This window comes from Clostridioides sp. LIBA-6822 (genome assembly GCF_056688955.1).
Genome location: NZ_CP196995.1, coordinates 514,971 through 530,107 on the forward strand (window position 1 = coordinate 514,971; position 15,137 = coordinate 530,107).

Here is a 15,137-nt window from a genome sequence, read left to right on the forward strand (position 1 = left end):
AACTTCCCATAATATAAAGGAGGTGTTATATTGAGCAAAATATTGATTATTGATGATGAAATAGACTTAGTAATGTTACTTGAAGATGAATTGAAAGAAAAAGGTCATGAAGTATTGGTAGCTTCTGATGGGCAAAAAGGTATAGAGTTATCAAAAATGGAGCCTGACCTTATTATACTGGATATTATGATGCCTAAAATGGATGGTTTTGAGGTATGCCAGGCAATTCGAGATGATGTTTTGTGTCCGATTATATTTTTGAGTGCAAAGCAATCGGAAACTGACAAAATCAAAGGATTGACTTTTGGAGGAGACGATTATGTAACAAAACCCTTTGGATTGCGTGAATTGATGGCAAGAATTGAAGCCAATCTGCGTAGAGAAAAGCGGTCACAGTATATCAATGAAGAAAATAAACGGTCTACATTGTATTTTGGAAAGTTGTGCCTATATATGAGAGAGCGTACAGTTAAAATTGATGGCAAGGATATTGACTTAACAAAAATAGAGTATGATATTGTTGAACTACTAGCACTTCATGCAGGACAAGTTTTTTCCAGAGAACAGGTCTATGAAAAAGTATGGGGATGTGATTCTGAGGGCGATTCTGCAACTGTTGTTGAACGAATCAAAAAAATACGAGCTAAGTTTGCCGCTGTGATGCCAGAAAAAGAATATATTTCTACAGTTTGGGGAATTGGATACAAGTGGAACAAAATGTAAGGGAGGAGAAATTATTAAATGAAAAATCAATCACTTACGACCCAGTTCAGGCATACCTTTATTTTCATTATAATAGCTAGTATAGTCTCCACAATAATTACTTATGTCTTTGCTATTTACTTGTTTATATATTCAGCAGATAAGGATATTTATCAATCAAATTATTATGAGAGACAAGTTCCTGGAATTGAAAAATACATTAATGAAAAAAACATAGACTGGTTATCTCAATCGAATGAAAAAGAATTAAAAAGTATTATTCATGGAGATGGGCTTTTATATCAAGTTGTGGATGATAATGGCAATGTATTGTATAGTACTAATCCACGAAAACCATTCAAGACAAAAGAAGAACTATTTAGCAATTTTAGCAAAAAAATTGCTCGTAAAGGAGGTTACATCTATACTATTCCTATTAAAGATGATAATGGAAAGGTTGAAGGAGCTGTTATTCTGTCCTATCAAGTAAAAGTGACATTTGCAAATAATAGGGGAAGATTTATAGGTGTAATTATTGTAATAGCTTTATTCTCTCCATTTTTATATATTATTGGGTTTACTGTATGGTTTTCTAAACGCTTTGTAAAAAATATCAATAAACCAGTGCATTTATTAATTGATGCTTCCAAGAAGATAAGAGAAAAAGACCTTGATTTTGAAATCGACTATTATTCAGATAATGAACTTGGAAAACTTTGCAGTGCTTTTTCTGAAATGAAAGATGAACTAAAAAAATCTTTATCTGTACAGTGGAAAATAGAACAAGAACGTGTTGAAATGGTAGAAGCTCTAGCGCATGACTTGAAATCTCCCCTTTCTGTTATTTTGGGATATACAGATGCACTTATTGATAATAATTTAGATGGTAACGAAAAATTACACAGGTATCTCACAGTTATAAGAGAAAATACAGAAAAAAGTGCTTCTCTTGTTCAGAAAATGCAATACACATCTGATTTGGAAAAATCAAATATACAATTAAACCTTGTCCCTGTAAATTTACCTGATTTTTTGAAACAAAAGGTACAAGACTATGAATTACAGGCTCATCAAAAAGAAATAAAGCTTGTCCTGAAAATGCAGGGTAATATGCAGTTTCCAATTCAAATAGATGTGGATAGATTGACTAGAATTTTTGATAATATTATATCCAATAGTCTGCAATACACTCCAGTAGGTGGTAGTATTAACATCAGTGTAGAGTCTGAAAAAAATTGTATCTATTATAAGATTTGCGATTCTGGTAGTGGGTTTAGCCCTAAAGATTTGAAAAAGGCTCTTGATAAGTTTTATAGAGGCGATGAAGCTAGGCAAACTAAAGGTGGTCATTCTGGTCTTGGGCTTTATATTGTAAAGCAATTAGTGGAACAGCTTGGAGGTTCTGTCAAAATAGAAAATTCAAAATCAGGTGGAGCATGTGTGACATTTTGGCATGGCACTTAATTACTTAAAAGTTTTATGAATTTAACTTATATATTTTAAATCAAAAGAGGAGGACTATTATGCCTCCTCTTTCTTAAATTTTAATTAATATCTATACAATCAATTATATTCATCTTTTTAACTTTTCTCAATGGAATAAGAGTAGCTATTATACATGCAAGTATAGAAACAAGTGTAACTTGTGAAATTGAAAGAATTGGTATATTAGTAAAATCAAGCTTTTCTATAGTTGCCATGTTTATGATAACAGCACTGGCATATCCAGCAATGGAGCCAAATATGGATGCAAAAATTCCATAGTAAGCACCTTCCCATAAAAACATCTTATATAGACTACTATTACTCATACCAATAGCTCTTTTAACTCCAATCTCATTAATTCTAGTATTTATATTTGTATTAGTTGTGTTAATTATATTTAAAGTACCAATCAAACCCACAAAAAGTATTACTGCCCATGCTAGAAATTCTATTTGTTCAAAACTCTCTTTAAGTTGCTTGTCTGATTCGATGTATGATATCCAATGAGAGCCTGGATTGTTTTTACAAATATGCTCTATAGATAATCTTATTTGTTCTAAATCTGATTTATTTTTAGCATAAATATTTATTTGATTAAACTTGTCTTTATTTGTCAAGGTGTCATAAACAGAATCATATACAATAACATCAACACCATTTAACCAACCATTACCTTGCAAAAAAAACATTTTATCTATTGTACTATATATTTCTAGTTGATTTTTATTGATTGTAATATTATCTTTAGGTTTTAGATTTGTATATTTAATTTTTACACCTGGGGTAGAAATAGCAACTGGATTTTTTATAAAGCAAATAGAGCCATTTTTAAAATCTTCTAATGTGGAATTTGTAATAGAAGGTATTGAGTCTTTTAAGGTCCTTTCATCAATTCCAATGATTTTTAACATCTCACCACTATTTTCAAAATGGATATTTGTATCTATTTCGCCCTGTTTATATTCAGAGTATTTTATAAAAGAAGTACGGTCGATATTTTTTATGCTCTTTATTTTATCTAGAGTGGACTTATCAAAACCAGATACTTCGCTTGTTAAGGAAAAATCTCCTTCTTTTAAATTGCTTACTGACTTAGATACATCTAATACATTGGAAAACTCACTCAGTGCGACGAATACTGTTATACTCATAAATAAAGAGAGTATAGTTATTATAGTTCTTCCTTTATTTCTTTTTAAGTTTAGCCATGCGAGATGCCTTTCAAAGTTTTTTATTGTTTTTTCTCTTTTAATCTTTCTTTTGATTTTAGTAGTACTACCAGCCATAGCAATTTTTGGAGAGACATGTGAAGCATATATTGCTGATGGTAGGGCAGAAATAAATGAAAAAATCAATGACATACTAGCACTTAATAATAATGGGAATAGATAAGCAGTTGAGTTTTTATGTATAAGCTCAGTTATTTCTTTACTATTATTTGCTAGAAGTATATCTGGGTTTAAGATATTAGTTACCATTCCAGTTATGCCCTTAGAAGATATAATTCCAACTATAGCTCCAATAGGTATGGCAATAGCACATAAGATTAAAATTTGTAAAATAATAATCTTATATAGTTGATTTGGTTCAGCACCTATTGCTCTTAGACTTCCATATTCCTTAATTTTCTTTGTAACAGATATTTTTAAAATGTTGTAGATTACAAGTCCCGAAGCCAATAAAACTAATAAAGCAATGAATAAAGATACCAATATAATAATAGAGATACCGTCATTGTCAGAATTATCTTTTTCAAACTGTATTCCAAGTGCATTTAAATAAATCCAATTATACTGAATTGAATTGTGGGAAAGACCTATATCTTTGGCTAATTGATTTACTATTTCTTGGAACTTGTCTTGTTGTTTTATTTTAAAATCCAATGAGGATAAAGTATATCTTTTAGGCAGAAAATTTTCTGATGTACCTTTACCTACAATACCATTTACTGTACCACTTGCATATCCAGTATAATCATCTTCTAAAATACCACTCAATTTAAAGTTGGCCGTGTAATTATATGCTGGTATAGTGTCCTTTAAAAGTGAAATATCTAAATTCATAGGTATTGTCATACCTAGTTTTGGCTTTATGCCCATAAGTTTCAGTGTATTTTCATCTAAAGCTATTTCATTCTCATTTTTAGGAAGATTTCCAGATTTTAATTTCATTAACTTTGGGTAATTGGAAAGTCCCTTTTTATCATATTCTTTTACAAGTACAGAGATGCCAGAATCTTTTATTTTACTAGTACCAAGGGCTACTGAAGTACCTGCTTGATAAATTCTATTATCCTTCTTTATTTTATCAACTTGATTTTTAGTAAGTTGGTGAAAGGATACATGTCTATCACCATTAAAAGAACGAGCTTGTTCAATTCTTAAATTTTGAAGTATAGCAATTGACTGCCCAATCACAGTCGTCATAATGGTTGATAGTACTATTGCTATAATAATAAGTGTAGTCATAAGTTTTTGGTTTTTTAATTCTTTTATTGAAAGTGAAAGGTAACTCTTCATTATTATTCCACCTCCATAAGCACACCATCAATAATTGAAAGTCTTCTATCAGCAAGTTTTGCAATTCTATCATCATGGGTGATTACTACTAAAGTTTTACCAAACTGCTTTGAAGTTTTGATAAGAAGATTCATAACCTCACTACCACTTTTACTGTCTAAGTTTCCTGTGGGTTCATCAGCAAATACTATATTTGGTTTTGCAATAAGTGCTCTAGCAATTGCAACTCTTTGTTGCTGACCTCCTGAAAGCTCATGAGGAAGATGGTGAAGCCTATCTGTGATTCCAAGTAATGACGAGATTTCATTTAAGTATTTTTTATCAGGCTGTTTCTTATCTAGAAGTACAGGCATTGAAATATTTTCAGATGCTGTAAGAACAGGTAAAAGATTAAACTGCTGAAAAACGAATCCAAAGGACTTTCTTCTAAGAGCAGATAATTCTTTTTCACTATATTTATATATATCTTTATCATCAAGTAACACTTGCCCAGAGGTAGGGTTATCTAAACCACTTAAAATATGTAAAAGCGTACTTTTTCCACTTCCAGAAGGTCCAATTATAGAAACAAATTCACCTGATTTTATTTCTAAATTGACATTATTGAGTGCAATAACTTTATTGTTGCCAGAACCATATATCTTTGATAATTGCTTTGCTTTTATAATCATAAAAAACACTCTCCTTTTCTATATAAGAAGAGTGTAAGTTTTAAAACTCAATTTTTTCTCAACTTTCTAATTTTATTTATTTAAGAGTTTATTTCAAAAGGATATACTTTATAAATTCTAATTAACAAAATTTATAGAAGAGAAGTAATAATCTTATAAAATTGCTTTAATTTTTTGTTGAGAATTTAGCTGTAATTTTAGCACTATTGGCTGAGTTATTTTCAACGTAAATAGAGCCACCATGTTTTTCACATAATATTTTAGATATATAAAGACCCATACCAAAGTGCATGTTGTTGTTATTTGAAATCTTATCTCTATAGAAAGGTTTTAAGGCTGATTTTAGAGATTCTTCACTAAATCCTATACCATCATCTTCAATTATAAATGTAAGGAGCTCTTGTTCAAGATATATAAGTATGGATATATTATTTTTCGCATATCTAAAAGCATTTGATATTATATTTTCAATAACTCTAAGAATAATATTTTCATCAAACAATAGGTTTATATTATTTATTTTGTTTGTAAGTGTAAAAGATTTTTTCTCTTGTTCAGCAATAATAGATAGATTTCTATCTAAGTTTTTTATAAACTTGTCTATACTTGATAAAGATTTTGAAACAACCCAATCTTCTAATCGTTGAGAACTACTCATATTTTCCACATAACATTCGATTCTATTGATATGTTCAGACATAAGTTGAGTAGTTGATAAAATTTTTTCGTCAGTAAGTTTTCCTGTTGGTATGTATTTTGTTAAATAATTTGAGTAACCTTTTAGAACTGTTAGAGGATTTCTTAAATCATGAGAAAAAGCAGTATTAAGCTGTTTTCTATCATTAATCATAGTCCACATATTTATATTGTTTTTCTTTAGTTCTGTCCTCATTTTATCAAAAGCATTGCATAGATTACCTAATTCATCATTACTCTTGTATTCTAAGCAAAAGTCTAAGTTATTATGGGATATTTCCATTGCACCTTTATTGAGTATTTCAATAGGTGTTTTCAATTTTATCCTATAAAAAATTATATCAGCCAATAATAAAAAACCTATAAAAAATACAAGTGGAAGCACAAACTGAAGTGTACTAATTATATTAAGTAATGTTTTATCATAATCACTGAACTGGTTAATATTATTCTGCATTATGGTTATAGTCCCTGTATGTAGAGGTGTTCCCAAATATTTATCTTGTATAGACTTATATATATTATTAAGTAAAATGTATGATAGAGCTGTAAGTATTGATGCTATAATTAGAGAAGATAAGGTAAGAACAAAGAAAGATTTTTTTAGTGACATATCATTTATTTTATCCATTTATAACCAACTCCCCATACTGTTTCTATGTAATTTTCAAGAGTATATTTTGATAATTTGATTCGTATTTTTCTAATATGTTCCATTATAACATCGCTATTACCATTACTATTGTATCCCCAGATTCTATCATAAATTCTTTCTCTATCAAATACTTGACCAGGATTCATGGAAAGAAGCTCTACTATATCAAATTCTTTCTTTGAAAGGGAGACTAGATTATTATCTATAGAAATCGACTTTTTCTCATAATCTATTACTAAATCATTATAAAATTTAATTTTAGTTTGATTTGATTTTCTTTGTTCACGTCTTAGATGAGCAGATACTCTAGCTCCAAGTTCATCTAAGTCGAAAGGTTTCACAATGTAATCATCAGCACCAGCACGAAAACCATTTATCTTATCGGCATTTTCAATCTTAGCAGTAAGAAACAGAATAGGGCATGATACATAATCTCTAACTCTATTACAGACCTCAATCCCATCTATTTCAGGCATATTTATATCAAGTAAAATGATATCTGGGTTTATAGATATTTTTTCTAATGCAATTTTTCCACTTTGAGCAGTGTAGACCTCATAATCATTCATTTCAAAGTAGTCTTTTAAGAGTGTTATTATACCTTCTTCATCATCTACAACAAGTATTTTATTGTTCATAAAAATTCTCCTTTCTAAATAAAAGCATTTAAAGTATGTTTAATTTTAGTATAAAAATCTCAATAAATTCTCAAATTTTTAGGTATATGCCAAAACTTAATCATTAAAGTTAGTATATTTTGATATATTAAATAAATCAAGCATATGATTGTTGGTAATTTTAAATGAAGATATATTTTATATTTAATACTTGTAAATGTAAAACTTTAACTGATGAAGCCTTATAATTTAAATGGAAAACAGATATGTAGAATGGAGGACAGATATATAGAAAGGAAAAGATTTAACTGAGTAAGGCGATTGATTAAAAATCAGATAAATTATAAAAACTTATAAAAACGAATGAATATACATTAATTAGTTGATATATCAATTATTATTGCTTTTTATATTGGATTAAAATATAATTGACATATCAACTAATTTTGTTTTATATAGTTTTAAATAAGAGAATAATAAATTCAAATGAGCCTAAAAGAGCAAGTATCTACAAAAAATAATATTTATTTAGGAATTATAATAATACCAAATAAAGTATTCATAATTCAAATGTAAAGTTGGAAGGTATGATGAAAGAAAACATTAAGGATATTTAATAAGATAATGATATATATTTATTAGTGGATAGATTAGTAATCAAGATGGAAGTTACATACTATAAAAAGGGTGTGGTGCTATTTTCTAGTACGTAACCTCTCTAATAAATCATTTTTCAGTATTTTTAAACCATTCTATTGTAGCTTTTTCCATCTCTTTAGGAAGTATATTATTATATACTTGATTATATAACCATGATAAAGTCTTATTATTCAAGTAATTTTTCATTTCATTTTCAGCTTCTAACATTACTACTTTTATTAAACAAGGACACTTAGTATGTGTATCTGGTAAATTTTCCTTATCTAATAATATGTTATTTTGTCTAATTTCTGCACATTGGAAGAATGATTCCTTTCCCTCTACTGCTTCAATAACATTCCAAAATGTTATATCTTTTGCATCACGAGCTAATGTATACCCACCTTTTACTCCTGGAACAGATTTTACTATTCCTGATTTACTTAATTTAGCATATATTTTCGATAGATAAGTCTCTGATATTCCTTGAAATGTTGCCAAATCTCTGATTCCAACAGATTTACCTTCTTCTAAATTTACCATATATAATAAACAATGTAGTGCATATTCTACTCCTATTGAAAACTTCATTACAGCAAAACTCCTTCTCTAAAATAATATCTTTAATAATACATTATTATTAATTATCATTCAACCCATTACCTTATTATCAAATCTTATAAAATAATATAATTTTTATCATTGACATAGTATAAAAACTATTATATTATAATTAAAGACAAGATATATCGGCGATAATAAATATCTTTAATATATCTTTTAAATATTCATCAATTTAAAAATTATTCTTAATATACAGGAGGAAATATAAGATGTTTACAGAAAAGTTTTTCGAAGTATTAAATAATGAAGGCGTAGTTTCCATAGTAACTTATAACAATAGCGAGGCTCATGTATCTAATACTTGGAATAGTTATATAGTTCTTGCTGATGAAAATAAAATTTTAATTCCAGCAGCTGCAATGATTAAAACAGAGGAAAATATAAATATCAACTCTAAAGTTAAATTAACTATTGGTAGTCACGAGGTAATGGGATATAGATACATGGGAACAGGATTTTTACTTGAAGGAAAAGCCAGATTCTTAAAAGAAGGAAGTGATTTTAAAATGATGGCAGATAAATTTCCTTTTTTAACAAGAGTGTTAGAAATTACAGTTGAGTCTTGTAAACAAACTTTATAAAACATATCTTAAGTTTAAGGAGAGAATTATGCCAAGAAGAATCAATAAATCTAATTGTATAGGTTGTGGCTCTTGCGAGAGAGTGTGTAAGGTTGGGTGTATAACAAAATTAGAAGAAAAAAGAATAATCAATGAATCTGTATGTGTTGACTGCGGAGCTTGTCAACTTATATGCCCTAAAAAATGTATATCTTCAAAGCAATAGAAATGTTATTAAGTAAATGTAATTGACAGTAAGATAATGATTTATTTGTTAAGTCAAAACTATGGAATGTAGTGAAGAGAGTAGTATTTGTTAATATACAAGCAGAAGGAGCTATTGCAGAACAAATTTAATTTGCTCATGCGACAGCCTCTTCTATTATATGTCTATTATTTCAAAGTTTTAAGCTCATATAAGTCTGTTCTTCTATGTTTAAGCAATGGTAATTGCTGTCTTATGTCAGGAATTAAATCTCTATCAATATCAGCATAAATAATACATTCCTTTTCATCAGCTTGAGCAATAATTTTTCCCCAAGGGTCTGAAATTCTTGAATTACCATAAGCTATGTAGGAAGCATCTTTATTTCTAGCAGGTGCAGCACCAACATAGAATATTTGATTATCTAAAGCACGCATTCTTATAGATAACTCCCAATGAGCAGGGCCAGTAGTCATATTAAACGCAGCAGGTAAGATAACGATTTCAGCACCTTTAAGAGCCATTAAACGTGATAATTCAGGGAATCGAATGTCATAACAAATAGCTATACCAACTTTTCCATACTCAGTATCTATTACAGTAACATCATTTCCTGCTGTAAGAGTATCGGATTCTTTAAAGCTAACCTTTCCTGTAACTTCAATATCAAATAAGTGCATTTTACGGTGTTTTCCAATTAGAGTTCCATTTTTATCAAATACATAGCAAGTATTATAGATTTTTCCATCTTCTAATTCTGGTATACTACCAGAAACTAGATAGATTCCATGTTTTTCGGCTAACTTACTCAATACCGCTGTTGTTTCACCTAGATATTCTTCAGCAAATTTAGGAAAATATTTATTTTCATATGGACAGTTAAACATTTCTGGCAAAATCACAATTTTAGCTCCATTGATGGCAGCTTCTGTTACCATTTCTACAGCATGATTGATATTTTCAATTTTATTTTCTGTAGTTATCATCTGACATACTGCAATTTTATAAGAATTCATAGAAATTACTCCTTTCAATATTTTTATGTTATTATAACATATTAAATAAAAATTAGATATTCTTAGATTTCCATAAAGAGGTAAGAAAAGGACTTATAAGTATATCTAAAAAAGTACATAGATATTATTATAATTATCTGTTGTATCCATATATTGACTTTTCTTATATATGTTGATAGTATTATTATAAATACAATAGAATAATTAATAGAGTTTTATAGGGTTCCGCAATTATTAATGATTGGTCTGGTCCAAGATAAAACCCACAGCATAGTTTTGCTGTGAACACGGAAGGATAAAAACCTGGGAGATATTTTAGAATATTTCTCAGGTTATTTTATTTGTAAAAAATGAGAAATTTGAGGAGAGGGATTATTTTATGAAATGGTTATTTTTATTTATTGCAGGTTTGTTTGAGGTTTTTTGGGCTTTTCAACTAAAAAATTCGCATGGATTTTCTAGATTGACTCCAAGTATACTTACTATTGTTGGAATGATTATAAGTTTTTACTTTTTATCATTAGCACTTAAACATCTTCCACTTGGAACTTCATATGCTATATGGACTGGAATTGGTACCGTTGGTACAGCTATTGTGGGGATTGCTATATTAAATGAGCCTATCAGTATAGCTAGAATTGCATGTATAGGTCTTATTGTGGTAGGGATTGTAGGTTTAAAGTTACTGTCTACTAATTAGAATGAATTAATTTAAATAAGCTATGAAAGTAAAGATTTTTTAAATATTTTAAAATAATTAATATTGAAAAAGTCTTCATTTCATAGCTTTTTTTATAAGTTTATTATATTTGAAAATTATATGTATATACTATGTATTATTTTGCTAATAAAAGAGCAGTTAAATCCATAGGGTCAACTATTACACCATCTTTATAAACACGCATATTTCCAGATGCTATTTCATCTATTAATATTACTTCATCATTGTAGAATCCAAATTCAAATTTGATATCATAAAGCTCAAGTCCTTTTTCAGCTATAGTATCACGAACTATATTAGAAATTTTTTGAGTCATACTTTTCATTGAATCAAATTGAGCTTGAGTCATAATATTTAAAGCTTCTAAACCTTCAGATGTTATAAGTGGGTCACAACGGTCATCGTCTTTTAAAGTTGCTTCTACATAACAATCTAGTTTAGCACCTTCTTCAACGCATGAACCATAACGACGTAAGAAACTACCAACAGCTCTATAACGACAAATAACTTCTAATCCATTACCAAAAACTTTTGCTGGTAGAACTTCCATAGTTGCTTCTTCTAAGTTAGCACCTACATAATGAGTTTTAATTCCAGCATTGTTTAGAATTTCAAAAAACTTAACAGATGTCTCTAAATTAGCTCTACCAATTCCATCTATACTTAGACCTACACTATTTTCGCCTGGGTCAAATACACCATCTTTACCAGTTACATCGTCCTTAAATTTAAGTAAGTAATTTCCATTATCTAGTTCAAAAACATCTTTAGTCTTTCCTTGATACACTTTTTTCATAAACAACCTCCAAAAAGTTAAATTATTATATTGAATAAGGCATTAGTGTCAAAAAAGTTCTGATATTCGCATGAAAATTTATATTGATACCTTATATTTAATATTATATCACAAATAGAAGTAAAATTTCCGAACATTTTTATAAAAATAATAAAAAAAGTACATTTTATGGGTTTTATAATAAAAGACTTAGTGTAGAAGGTGAGTGTCATTTACATTGACACACATAGGCTTTAATATAAATAATTTTTGACACACTTTAACACACATTTAATGATAATTTGACAAACCGCATGAAAACAGTATTTACATATATTGGCATGGAAATTGCTCTATATATTTAACATATAAAAATGAATGTATATTTAAATAGAATAAATAATAGGGGTGATTAATAGTGAAGTCAGTTAGATTCTATGGTATAAGAGACACAAGAATTGAAGATGTAGAGGTACCAAAAATATTAGAAAAAGATGATGTAATAGTTAAAGTAAAAGTAGCTGGAATATGTGGTTCTGATATATCGAAGTATTCAAAGACAGGTCCACATATGGTAGGCGAAATTTTAGGTCATGAATTTTCTGGAGAAGTAGCTCAGGTTGGTTCAGAAGTAAAAAATTTTAAAATAGGAGATAGAGTTGCTGTTTGCCCAGCGATGCCATGCTTTGAGTGTGATGAATGTAAAAAAGGATTATATTCGAGATGCAATAATGTATCGATAATAGGAAATAAAGAACTTGGGGGGTGCTTTGCTGAATATACAAAGGTAAAAGAAAGAAATTTAATAAAAATACCAGATGAAATAAGCTATGAAACAGCTGCTGCTTTAGAACCAGTATGTATAGCAGGACATGGTCTTTTCAGGTCAGAGACTAGAGTTGGAGATACTGTTGTGGTACTTGGAACAGGACCAATAGGATTATTCTCAATACAATGGGCAAAGATATTTGGTTCTACAAAAATAATAGCTGTGGACGTATTTGATGAGAAATTAGAATTAGCAAAAGAGTTAGGAGCAGATATTTGTATAAATGCAAAAGATAAGAATCTTATAAATGAAGTAAAAAATTTAACTAATGGAGCTGGAGCAGATGTTGTTATTGAATCAGCAGGAACTCCAATGACATGCGGTCAAGTATTGTTGTTAGCCAAAAAAGGAGGGACAGTACTGTATGCAGGTGTACCATATGGAGATGTAGCTTTGACTAGAGAACAATTTGAGAAGATAGTAAGAAGTGAATTAACCGTAAAGGGAACTTGGTTTGGAAATTCATTCCCATTTCCAGGAAAAGAATGGAGTGCTGGGTTATATCACATGCAGAAAGGGGACATGAATGTTGAAAAATTAGTAACACATAGAATAAACTTGGACGAAGTGCCATCTTATTTTGAAAAAATATACAAAAGAGATATCTTCTTTGGTAAGATAATGATTAATGTAGCTAATTAGATTAGAATGCTAGAGTAATAATCTATAATCTATATAAAAAAGTTTAGTTAAGAAAGGTATGATTCATATGGCAGGAATAGTTATAGCTGCACATGGAAATATGGCTAAAGCAATGTTAGAAAGTGCTGAATTAATAGTAGGTAAACAGGAAAAAGTAGAAACTTTAGGATTAAACCATGGTGACAGTATAGATGATTTTAGTAAAAGATTAGAAAATGAAATTGAAAAATATAAAGATGAAGGTGTTTTATTATTGCTTGACTTTTATGGTGGAACTCCATTTAATACATCTGCGATTGTAATAAATAAGTTTGCTAAAGTATGTGACTTGGAATGTTTAACAGGTGTAAATTTACCTATGCTTTTAGAATTATTTTTAAATAGAGAGAACATGAAGTTAATAGAGTTAAAGAATCTATGTGAAGAAGTTGGAGTATCAGGGATTAAAGATGTAAAAGCAGCTTTAAATATATAAAATAAATTAAAAACTGGAGGAATTATTATGAGTAATATAGCATTAACAAGAATTGATGATAGATTGATACATGGTCAGGTGATTACTGCTTGGTGTAAGATTACATCAGCAAAAAGGATAGTAATAGTGGATGATTTGGTTGTAAAAGACCCATTCATAGTTCAAGTTTTACAAATGGCAGCACCATCAACTGTTAAGGTTGAGGTACATGATGTAGAGTCAGGTGCTGAGGTATTAAAATCATATAATGGGGATGAAAATTTAATCGTCTTAGTTAAATACCCTAAAACTGTTTTGGGTTTAGTAAACAATGGAGTAGATTTAAAAGAGCTAAACGTCGGGGGTATGGGAGCCGGACTTGGGAGAAGAAGTTTTTATAAAAATATATCTGTATCAGATGAAGAAAAAGAAATATTTAAAGAACTAATATCAAAGGATATTAAGTGCTTTATACAAATAGTACCAGATGCAAAAAAAATTGATGTAGGAACTTTATTATAAAAATACTATCTTTTGAATCTTTAGAAATAAATAAGGAGGAAATCTATGCAAATTTCACTAATTCAAGCAGTATTAATAGCAATTTTTTATTATCTTTCTTGGAGTCCATGGCTGACTTATGTTGGATTTTTTACATGGAATAGACCTTTGTTAGCAGGATTTGTAACAGGAATTATATTAGGAGACCCTGTCCAAGGAGCAATTATAGGAGCGGGTATAAATATGATATATTTAGGTTTTATATCAGCAGGAGGGGCACAGATGGGAGACCCAGCTTTTGCAGGATATGTGGGGACTGCTTTAGCTATAGCATCTAAGCTAGATGTAAGTACTGCAATGGCAATAGCTGTCCCATTAGGTACTGTCGCAACTGTACTTTGGATTGGAAAAATGACAGTAAATTCTTTTTTTGCACATTGGGCTGATAAGGAAGTTCAAAAGGGTAATGTCGACAAGGTAGCGTTTATAAATATAGTTCCACCACAGATACTATTATTTGCAATGAGTTTTATACCTGCATTATTAGTGGTTTATTTTGGTCCAAATGCTATAGATGGTATGTTGGAAGTAATGAATGAGAATGTACTTCATGTATTTAATGTAATTGGAGCGATGTTACCAGCACTTGGAATTGCTATGAATTTAAAATTGATTGGAAATAAATTTACGATGCCCTTTTTCATATTAGGAATATTGATGGCTGTTTATTTTAAAGTGGATATAATAGTAATATCTGTTATTGGGGTAATACTTGCTCTTACGATTACTTCAATTAAGTACGGAAAAGATAGTGCTACATTTTAAA

The 15,137-nt window shown here is 29.3% G+C and carries 16 protein-coding genes and 1 riboswitch; of the genes, 9 read left to right on the forward strand and 7 right to left on the reverse strand.

The genetic code is table 11. The features are described from left to right. Window positions 1-30 precede the first annotated feature (30 nt). Window positions 31-723, forward strand: a complete 693-nt coding sequence (locus ACTG48_RS02775) for a response regulator transcription factor (protein ID WP_021382947.1) — start codon at window positions 31-33, stop codon at window positions 721-723. A gap of 120 nt (window positions 724-843) precedes the next feature. Then, window positions 844-2,166 carry a sensor histidine kinase gene (locus ACTG48_RS02780; protein ID WP_479918061.1) on the forward strand — a complete coding sequence of 441 codons (1,323 nt, stop codon included), beginning with the start codon at window positions 844-846 and terminating at the stop codon, window positions 2,164-2,166. A gap of 80 nt (window positions 2,167-2,246) precedes the next feature. On the opposite strand, the gene ACTG48_RS02785 is transcribed toward ACTG48_RS02780, so the two are convergent. The 5 genes from ACTG48_RS02785 to ACTG48_RS02805 form a co-directional block, all read right to left on the reverse strand. Then, window positions 2,247-4,706 carry an ABC transporter permease gene (locus tag ACTG48_RS02785; protein WP_479918062.1) on the reverse strand — a complete coding sequence of 820 codons (2,460 nt, stop codon included), beginning with the start codon at window positions 4,704-4,706 and terminating at the stop codon, window positions 2,247-2,249. 2 nt (window positions 4,707-4,708) lie between these two features. After that, a complete protein-coding gene (locus tag ACTG48_RS02790; protein WP_479918063.1) occupies window positions 4,709-5,377 on the reverse strand; it encodes an ABC transporter ATP-binding protein in 669 nt (222 codons plus the stop codon). Between the two features lie 166 nt (window positions 5,378-5,543). After that, the gene (locus ACTG48_RS02795) at window positions 5,544-6,704 is read right to left on the reverse strand and encodes a sensor histidine kinase (protein WP_479918064.1); all 1,161 of its coding nucleotides are present in this window, start codon (window positions 6,702-6,704) and stop codon (window positions 5,544-5,546) included. Continuing rightward, window positions 6,692-7,366: a response regulator transcription factor gene (locus ACTG48_RS02800; RefSeq protein WP_479918065.1), complete on the reverse strand. Its 675-nt coding sequence runs from the start codon at window positions 7,364-7,366 to the stop codon at window positions 6,692-6,694. The genes ACTG48_RS02795 and ACTG48_RS02800 overlap by 13 nt, the downstream gene beginning before the upstream one ends. Before the next feature lie 705 nt (window positions 7,367-8,071). Continuing rightward, window positions 8,072-8,575 (reverse strand): Rrf2 family transcriptional regulator, encoded by a 504-nt coding sequence (locus ACTG48_RS02805; RefSeq protein ID WP_021382933.1) that lies wholly within the window; start codon window positions 8,573-8,575, stop codon window positions 8,072-8,074. Between the two features lie 242 nt (window positions 8,576-8,817). Here ACTG48_RS02805 and ACTG48_RS02810 point away from each other — a divergent pair, with 242 nt between their 5' ends. Then, window positions 8,818-9,189, forward strand: a complete 372-nt coding sequence (locus tag ACTG48_RS02810; protein WP_021382922.1) for a pyridoxamine 5'-phosphate oxidase family protein — start codon at window positions 8,818-8,820, stop codon at window positions 9,187-9,189. A gap of 28 nt (window positions 9,190-9,217) precedes the next feature. Further along, window positions 9,218-9,394: an indolepyruvate ferredoxin oxidoreductase subunit alpha gene (locus ACTG48_RS02815; protein ID WP_021382925.1), complete on the forward strand. Its 177-nt coding sequence runs from the start codon at window positions 9,218-9,220 to the stop codon at window positions 9,392-9,394. Window positions 9,395-9,561: 167 nt separating this feature from the next. Here ACTG48_RS02815 and ACTG48_RS02820 read toward each other — a convergent pair whose 3' ends face one another. Beyond that, on the reverse strand, window positions 9,562-10,389 hold the full coding sequence (locus tag ACTG48_RS02820) for a carbon-nitrogen hydrolase family protein (protein WP_479918066.1): 828 nt from the start codon (window positions 10,387-10,389) through the stop codon (window positions 9,562-9,564). A gap of 206 nt (window positions 10,390-10,595) precedes the next feature. After that, window positions 10,596-10,701: riboswitch (guanidine-I (ykkC/yxkD leader) on the forward strand. Between the two features lie 67 nt (window positions 10,702-10,768). Between ACTG48_RS02820 and sugE the strand changes: the two genes are divergently transcribed. Next, window positions 10,769-11,089 (forward strand): quaternary ammonium compound efflux SMR transporter SugE, encoded by a 321-nt coding sequence (gene sugE, locus ACTG48_RS02825; RefSeq protein ID WP_021382962.1) that lies wholly within the window; start codon window positions 10,769-10,771, stop codon window positions 11,087-11,089. 136 nt (window positions 11,090-11,225) lie between these two features. Here the strand turns inward: sugE and ACTG48_RS02830 are convergent, their stop codons facing one another. Continuing rightward, on the reverse strand, window positions 11,226-11,906 hold the full coding sequence (locus ACTG48_RS02830) for a phosphoribosylaminoimidazolesuccinocarboxamide synthase (protein WP_021382918.1): 681 nt from the start codon (window positions 11,904-11,906) through the stop codon (window positions 11,226-11,228). A gap of 397 nt (window positions 11,907-12,303) precedes the next feature. Here ACTG48_RS02830 and ACTG48_RS02835 point away from each other — a divergent pair, with 397 nt between their 5' ends. The 4 genes from ACTG48_RS02835 (at window position 12,304) to ACTG48_RS02850 (ending at window position 15,136) form a co-directional block, all read left to right on the forward strand. Further along, window positions 12,304-13,356: a galactitol-1-phosphate 5-dehydrogenase gene (locus ACTG48_RS02835; protein ID WP_479918067.1), complete on the forward strand. Its 1,053-nt coding sequence runs from the start codon at window positions 12,304-12,306 to the stop codon at window positions 13,354-13,356. Between the two features lie 67 nt (window positions 13,357-13,423). After that, complete coding sequence (locus ACTG48_RS02840; RefSeq protein WP_021382961.1) at window positions 13,424-13,831, forward strand: PTS sugar transporter subunit IIA; 408 nt, start codon at window positions 13,424-13,426, stop codon at window positions 13,829-13,831. 27 nt (window positions 13,832-13,858) lie between these two features. Further along, complete coding sequence (locus tag ACTG48_RS02845) at window positions 13,859-14,332, forward strand: PTS sugar transporter subunit IIB (protein ID WP_021382910.1); 474 nt, start codon at window positions 13,859-13,861, stop codon at window positions 14,330-14,332. A gap of 45 nt (window positions 14,333-14,377) precedes the next feature. After that, a complete protein-coding gene (locus ACTG48_RS02850; RefSeq protein ID WP_021382929.1) occupies window positions 14,378-15,136 on the forward strand; it encodes a PTS mannose/fructose/sorbose/N-acetylgalactosamine transporter subunit IIC in 759 nt (252 codons plus the stop codon). Window position 15,137 lies beyond the last annotated feature (1 nt).

Coding starts and splice junctions, on each gene's coding strand:
- ACTG48_RS02785 (WP_479918062.1), bottom strand. CDS start 4,706: ATGAAGAGTTACCTTTCACTTTCAATAAAAGAATTAAAAAACCAAAAA.
- ACTG48_RS02790 (WP_479918063.1), bottom strand. CDS start 5,377: ATGATTATAAAAGCAAAGCAATTATCAAAGATATATGGTTCTGGCAAC.
- ACTG48_RS02795 (WP_479918064.1), bottom strand. CDS start 6,704: ATGGATAAAATAAATGATATGTCACTAAAAAAATCTTTCTTTGTTCTT.
- ACTG48_RS02800 (WP_479918065.1), bottom strand. CDS start 7,366: ATGAACAATAAAATACTTGTTGTAGATGATGAAGAAGGTATAATAACA.
- ACTG48_RS02805 (WP_021382933.1), bottom strand. CDS start 8,575: ATGAAGTTTTCAATAGGAGTAGAATATGCACTACATTGTTTATTATAT.
- ACTG48_RS02810 (WP_021382922.1), top strand. CDS start 8,818: ATGTTTACAGAAAAGTTTTTCGAAGTATTAAATAATGAAGGCGTAGTT.
- ACTG48_RS02815 (WP_021382925.1), top strand. CDS start 9,218: ATGCCAAGAAGAATCAATAAATCTAATTGTATAGGTTGTGGCTCTTGC.
- ACTG48_RS02820 (WP_479918066.1), bottom strand. CDS start 10,389: ATGAATTCTTATAAAATTGCAGTATGTCAGATGATAACTACAGAAAAT.
- sugE (WP_021382962.1), top strand. CDS start 10,769: ATGAAATGGTTATTTTTATTTATTGCAGGTTTGTTTGAGGTTTTTTGG.
- ACTG48_RS02830 (WP_021382918.1), bottom strand. CDS start 11,906: ATGAAAAAAGTGTATCAAGGAAAGACTAAAGATGTTTTTGAACTAGAT.
- ACTG48_RS02840 (WP_021382961.1), top strand. CDS start 13,424: ATGGCAGGAATAGTTATAGCTGCACATGGAAATATGGCTAAAGCAATG.
- ACTG48_RS02845 (WP_021382910.1), top strand. CDS start 13,859: ATGAGTAATATAGCATTAACAAGAATTGATGATAGATTGATACATGGT.
- ACTG48_RS02850 (WP_021382929.1), top strand. CDS start 14,378: ATGCAAATTTCACTAATTCAAGCAGTATTAATAGCAATTTTTTATTAT.